This is a genomic window from Microcystis sp. M49636_WE2 (assembly GCF_030065375.1).
In the GTDB taxonomy this organism is placed as follows: Bacteria; Cyanobacteriota; Cyanobacteriia; order Cyanobacteriales; family Microcystaceae; genus Microcystis; species Microcystis aeruginosa_C.
This window is the reverse complement of record NZ_JASJFG010000288.1, coordinates 1-6,409: the sequence shown is the minus strand read 5'-3', so window position 1 is coordinate 6,409 and position 6,409 is coordinate 1. Positions and strand designations below refer to the sequence as shown.

Annotated in this window: 5 protein-coding genes; all 5 read right to left on the bottom strand. The window is 44.5% G+C overall.

Annotation, left to right across the window (positions count from 1 at the left end; all coding sequences use genetic code 11):
* Positions 1–324, bottom strand: a 324-nt coding sequence (locus PX484_RS06865; protein ID WP_288103248.1) for a DUF3318 domain-containing protein, incomplete at its 3' end; no start/stop codon positions are given.
* A gap of 304 nt (positions 325–628) precedes the next feature.
* Positions 629–1,258: a ribonuclease D gene (locus tag PX484_RS06860; RefSeq protein WP_004163758.1), complete on the bottom strand. Its 630-nt coding sequence runs from the start codon at positions 1,256–1,258 to the stop codon at positions 629–631.
* Positions 1,259–1,421: 163 nt separating this feature from the next.
* Complete coding sequence (locus PX484_RS06855) at positions 1,422–2,411, bottom strand: CAP domain-containing protein (RefSeq protein ID WP_287670943.1); 990 nt, start codon at positions 2,409–2,411, stop codon at positions 1,422–1,424.
* A gap of 105 nt (positions 2,412–2,516) precedes the next feature.
* Complete coding sequence (trpB, locus tag PX484_RS06850; RefSeq protein ID WP_287766952.1) at positions 2,517–3,764, bottom strand: tryptophan synthase subunit beta; 1,248 nt, start codon at positions 3,762–3,764, stop codon at positions 2,517–2,519.
* Between the two features lie 137 nt (positions 3,765–3,901).
* Positions 3,902–6,409, bottom strand: a 2,508-nt coding sequence (locus PX484_RS06845) for a DUF3536 domain-containing protein (RefSeq protein ID WP_288103245.1), incomplete at its 5' end; no start/stop codon positions are given.

The window sequence follows — 6,409 nt, the reverse complement described above, 5'->3', positions numbered from 1 at the left end:
TAATTCCCCCACCGCACCACCTAAACCAATAGCGAGGGCGGCCATTTCCCAGCCTTCCCGCGGAATACTATCATTTTGAATCCTGGCCACTTCATGCCAAAAGAGCAAATTACGCTGATCGATGGCTAAATTTTCCCATTTGGCTAAATCTATCTGAATTTCTACCTCATCTCTGCCAATTTCTTCACAACGGATCAGGGGGGGGTTAATCTCTGTAGAACCTTCTACCGTTACCCAACTTTGTAATTCTGGGGGTAGCAGGGTTTTTAGGCGCCGAAGTTCGCTCATTTCGGCTCGTGCAGAGGAGGCCGCATAAGATGTCATAGATTTTTTACCTATTCTCTACCAATGACGATGATTTCTATTTTGGATCATAGCGGTCTTTTTTGTGATCTTGGCAGCTTTTGGCCCTGGGCAGCATTTTCAGTGATCAGTAACCAGTGATGGAAGTGGGAAGTGGGGAAGTGGGGATAAACAATCCATAACTGGGGTTTTAAAGTTCGATTGGGAGTCAATCGGACTGAGTGGGTGGGTGTTAAAAATTGTCAGATACCCCCCTTATTAAGGGGAGATCAAAGACAAAATCTATCTTCTATTTACTTATTAAATAGACCGTAACTTTTGCCGACTAATGCTCAAAGATATCTTTGTATTGCTGTAAATCTAAAGCGGTGAAGACGGGGATACAACTAAAGCATTTTTGTGCTAATTCCCATCTTTCTTCTCTTTGCAGCATCACAATTAGTGTATCTCGCACTGACAGTAAATAGCGCACATCGTTAGCAGCATAACTCAGTTGTTGTGGGGTAAGATTAGCGGCATTTCCCCAATCAGAACTCTGAGCGGTTTTGTCTAATTCTATGCCTTCCAATTCCTGCACGAGACTTTTTAACCCGTGACTGCTGGTATAAGTCCGAGCCAGTTTACTGGCGATTTTGGTGCAGAAAATCGGTTGCGTGGCAATGCCAAAAGTATGGGATAGTTGAGCCACATCAAAACGGGCAAAATGAAAGACTTTTTCTATCCGCTCATCTTCCATGACCTTTTTGAGATTAGGAGCCTCTGTTTGCCCCCTAAAAATGCGAATAGCGGTGACAAAACCACTGGGGTCACAGAGTTGAATTAAACACAGTCGATCGCGTCCCGGTACTAATCCCATAGTTTCTGTATCTACAGCGATCGAATTAACCCCTAGATAACGGGATAATAGGTCATCGCTTAAATCTCGATCGCACACTTGAAAATTGTCTAAGTTCATATAGTTAGAAGATAGGAGACAGGAGACAGGAGATAGGAGGGAAATTTGTAATGCTTTTGCCTATCGCACGACTGCCTTTATTTCCCTGATAACTGATAACTGATAACTGATAACTGATGTTAAAAACTGGTAATTAAATTTAAATATCATCGTGGTCATTTTGTCAACGCTTTTTAACAAAAAGTTGTGTAAAGTAATATTCACCAGCATTATTTTTAGCGATACCGATACCAGTGAGATTATAATCACCAACCATATTTTTTTGATGACCAGGACTATTAATCCAACCCTTGACGGCAACACTCACGGGGTCAGGATATCCCTTCATAAAAGCCAAATTTTCGCCCATTTTTTCTAAAGGAATCTTCCTTTGTACTGCCTTGACTCTTCCCTCAAAACCATCATGACTAAAAGGAGCCTGTTTATTGGCCATTTTTTGACTAAATAAGCGAGCTTCATGACTAATGCGAGCATCGAGACGTAGGGACGGTAAATTTTGAGAAATTCGGTAGCGATTAACTTGATAATTAGTGTTTTCTTCAAGGGTAATAAAAAAAGATTGATTCCCGATAGGATCGTAGCTAAGGGGATTAGTAGAAACAGGAGCGGATTGACGTTTTAAAAAGATTTGAGTAAAGTACAATTTTCCTTGACTATCCGTCGCTACTCCAATCCCGGTACTATCAAAATCTCCCTCCATATTTTCCCGATGACCTTGACTTTTAATCCAACCATCCACAGCAATCATTACCGGGTCCTCATAACCTTGATTAACTGCCACATTTTCCCCCACCGCTTGATAGGGAACTGAAACACCAATAGTTTGCGCTCTTTTGTCAAAATCTTGATGACTAAAAGGAACTAAACCCGCGGCCATACGTTGGCTATGTAATCTTGCTTGTTGCGAAATTGCCCGATTTAACAGTAGGGGAGATAAATTGCGAGATTGACGATAGCGATTGACCTGTTGATAGATTTTATTCTCTAAAACAAGTAAAGTTGCCGCATCCACAGGAGAAGGAGAAGGAGAGGGAGAGAAAGAAGGTACGAGTTCCGTAAAAGAGCTATAGTTTAAGGCACTACAGGCCATTAAACTTGTCGATACAAGCATCAAAATTCCTAACTGATAACCCTTCTTAAAAGAACTTTTCATATTAAGCTAGTCTGGAACGAGGAACAGGTCAAAACGAATATCAAATTTAGATGCACAATAGCTTATCCCTCTCACTGATAACTGATAACTGATAACTGCTCACTGTTAACCATTCATCGATAAATATTTAGCCACCGATTGCACATCTTTATCACCCCGTCCGGAGAAATTAATAACAATGCGAGGACTACCGGTCACTTGTGGGCAAAGAGTTTCTAAATAGGCTAAAGCGTGGGCAGTTTCTAGGGCCGGAATAATCCCTTCTAAACGGGAAACTCTTTGAAAAGCTTCTAGTGCTTCCTTGTCGGTGACACTGTAATATTCAGCGCGACCACTATCTTTTAAAAAGCTATGTTCTGGCCCGACTCCGGGATAATCTAAACCGGCACTAATGGAGTGGGCCTCGATAACTTGACCTTCGTTATCTTGTAATAAATAACTCATGGCCCCATGTAGAACCCCCGGTTGACCTTGGGTAAGGGTGGCGGCGTGTTTTCCGGAGGCGATACTTTCCCCGGCGGCCTCCACACCAATTAAACGCACGGCAGCTTCTTTAACAAACTCATGAAATAAACCCATAGCATTAGAACCACCACCCACACAAGCGAGGAGAATATCCGGTAAACCGCCCCATTTTTCCAGACTTTGCTGACGAGTTTCTTGACCGATAACCGCGTGAAAATCGCGTACCATCATCGGATAGGGATGGGGACCGGCCACAGAACCGAGGATGTAGTGAGTGGTTTCCACATTAGTTACCCAGTCGCGAATCGCTTCCGAGGTGGCATCTTTCAGGGTTCCCGTCCCGGCGGCCACGGGTTGCACCGTCGCGCCAAGCAGTCTCATGCGGAAAACATTGAGTTCTTGGCGTTCCATGTCGTGAATTCCCATATAAATCACGCATTCTAGACCAAAACGAGCGCAAACCGTAGCGGTGGCCACGCCGTGCTGTCCTGCTCCAGTTTCGGCGATAATTCGCTTTTTACCCATGCGTTTGGCTAATAAAACCTGACCGAGGGCGTTATTAATCTTGTGGGCCCCGGTATGGTTTAAATCTTCCCGTTTCAGGTAAATTTGCGCCCCAGTGCCGTCAGCTTTGGCATAATGGGCGGTGAGACGTTCGGCAAAATATAAGGGACTAGGTCTACCGACGTAATCCTTGAGCAGTTGATTTAATTCTTCTTGAAAATCGGGGTCGTCCTTATACTGATTATAGGCCGTTTCTAGTTCACTTAAGGCTGGCATCAGGGTTTCCGGGACGTATTTGCCCCCGTAGCGTCCAAAACGCCCAAAAGCATCGGGATACTGGGTTACTGTGCTGGCTGAGGCGGTATAAATCGGCGTGATAGTCATGTAAACCTTCGATGAGAGACTTATGATCCATTATAAATCTAAGGGTTTAGTCTCTGGGTTAACCTGAGTTCCGGGGCAATCATCGCCTAACCTACCCAATAATCAAAGGGTGAGCATTGCCCACCCTTTGACTGATTTTACAGCCAAATACTCACATCAACTTTTAACACCTGTCCTAATAGTAATAACCATTTTAATTGAGTCATCGGCCAGGGACAGGCAGCATCTATTGAATTGGACCGCAAAGAATTAAGAACTAGACGACCATGGAAGTAATAATAGTATAATTCCTGAGAGCGATCGAGGGATAATCCTAGCTTTAATTGTTGGCTAACTTCAATTAAACGGGTGATTAAGCGAGTATCCTCCTCCGCCGTTAAAGGATCACCATCGTGTAATAATTTCCCAAGAGATTGCCAGAGCAAACTTTCTAAGGTTTGACGCGCTTCGGGAATATTTAATTGACAGTGTAAATGATTGGCCTCCTTAGCAATAGCAAATAATTGATCGAGATTATTTTCCGTTGCTTGCCGCTGCTCAAAATCTTTTTCTAGGGCATTAATCACCTGTAAACAACGATGAGAAATGGCAATATCGGCCGCTACCTGTAACTCTTGAGGTACGGGCAGCTCATCCCGTTGGAAAGCCGCTAAAATGCCGTAATTATCCCGATAAACTTGGGTGTATAATTGATCGAGACGTTTTTTAGTTTCGGCTGTCACCTTCTGCATAATCCGGTGTCTTTCATCGGCAAAAAGATGGGGTAAAGCAAAAAAGTTTTCTCCCAATCCGCGCCCCATTTCTACGATCATGGTTGAGACACTGGCCTGTTGTAAAGATTCAAAGAGATGGTCCTTAAGATTGGTATAGATTAACCGACCGTTAAAAGGTTGAATGCAGCAGTAAAAATCCCAACCTCCTAAATGTAGAACAGCAAAGACAAAATGTTCACTTTCTTGGGTAATTTCCGAGGTTAATTCCACCTGTCCCACCGCTAAAGTTAAAGACCCGATCGCTTGTTTTTGATAATCTAATTGACGGGTATTGTAACAATAAATCCGATGATGACTGGAATAATTGGTAAATAGGGAACTAATGGCGTAATGGGCCGCCACCTGTTCCAAATCCACCCGCGCAGAAGTGACCAATTGTCGATAGACATCAGCCCCATCTTGATATAACTTAACGTTACTGGGGGCGAAAGCTAGACGACTGAGGAAATTCATTTCTAATTGAATTCCGGCCACTTCTCCGGCTAATTCCAGGGCCCGGCCAGCATATCTCAAAATTTGCGTGCCTTCAGGTCGAGAAATTTCCTCAAAAAACCAGCCACAACTGGTAAACATTAATAAAGCCTGTCTTTGCATTTCTAATAAACGCAAAGCATCGATTTTCTCGCTTTTACTCAGGTTGCGACTTTGATGCAAAGCGAGGAAATGTTCGATCGCGTCTGGGGATCGATCTAAAATAACGGCAATGTAGTCATCCCTTGTCTGCCAAGGATCCCGGAAAAATTCCCGTCCCTGAATCTCATAGACCTTAATTAACTCATCTCTGAGCCAATTTAGGGACTCCCGCAGGGGTTTACGCCATTTTTGCTGGTAATTTCCCCCTCCCCCGCAACCACAGTCATCCTGCCAACGATTTACGCCATGTACACAACTCCATGCGGTCACGGGTTTTAATTCCACTTCCCAAGTGGGGGGGCAAATACTGAGATAATGGGCAAAATTGGTGACTGTCCAGCCGTTTTTAGGGAAAGATTCCGTAAAAGCATAGCTAAGACACTTCTCTGTCCCCTGTTTGTGGTGGCCGAAGGTTTCCCCATCGGTAGCGACGCTGATTAACTGGGAGGGACGATGATCCCCTTTAATTGCCTGTCCCAGACGACCGACGAGAAAATCACTGCTGGCTAGGACATCATTAAAGCCCATATCGCGAGAAATTGGACCATCGTAGAAGAAAATATCCAGATAACGACCATCGGGGATGTAACAGCGATAGGGACGGGTGGGATCGATTTGACCTCCGGCCACCGCGTGCCATTGGGGATGGGGATCATGGTCGCTAGGGAAAGGACGACAGCGCAGGGCCTGGGAAGGGGCTAAAATGGTGAATTTAATCCCCTCATCGATTAAAGCTGTCACTGTGGCTAAATCAATGGCTGTTTCCGCTAACCACATTCCTTCGGGATCACGGCCGAAACGATGCTGAAAATCGGCTTTTCCCCAGCGAATTTGGGTGTATTTGTCCTGTTTGTTGGCTAGGGGCAGAATGATATGATTATAGACCTGGGCAATGGCGTTACCATGACCGTTTAAGCGTTGACAACTTTTTTGATCCGCTGTCAGGATGCGTTGGTAAACTTCGGGATCATGGGATTGCATCCATGACATTAGGGTGGCCCCGATGTTAAAGCTGAGATATTCGTAGTTATTGACTATTTTGATTACTTCCCCCCGGTCATTGTAAATGCGTGCAAAAGCATTGGCACGATAACACTCGTGATGGATGCGTTCATTCCAATTATGGAAGGGATGGGCGCTCGGTTGCCGTTCAATTCTGTCTAGATAGGGATTTTCTCGCGGTGGTTGGTAAAAATGTCCGTGAACCGTGATATAAACTCCGTGAGCGGTTTTCAGGGG

Excerpts from the sequence above, each read along its gene's own strand:
- trpB (WP_287766952.1), bottom strand. The coding sequence starts at position 3,764 with ATGACTATCACGCCGATTTATACCGCCTCAGCCAGCACAGTAACCCAG.
- PX484_RS06860 (WP_004163758.1), bottom strand. The coding sequence starts at position 1,258 with ATGAACTTAGACAATTTTCAAGTGTGCGATCGAGATTTAAGCGATGAC.
- PX484_RS06855 (WP_287670943.1), bottom strand. The coding sequence starts at position 2,411 with ATGAAAAGTTCTTTTAAGAAGGGTTATCAGTTAGGAATTTTGATGCTT.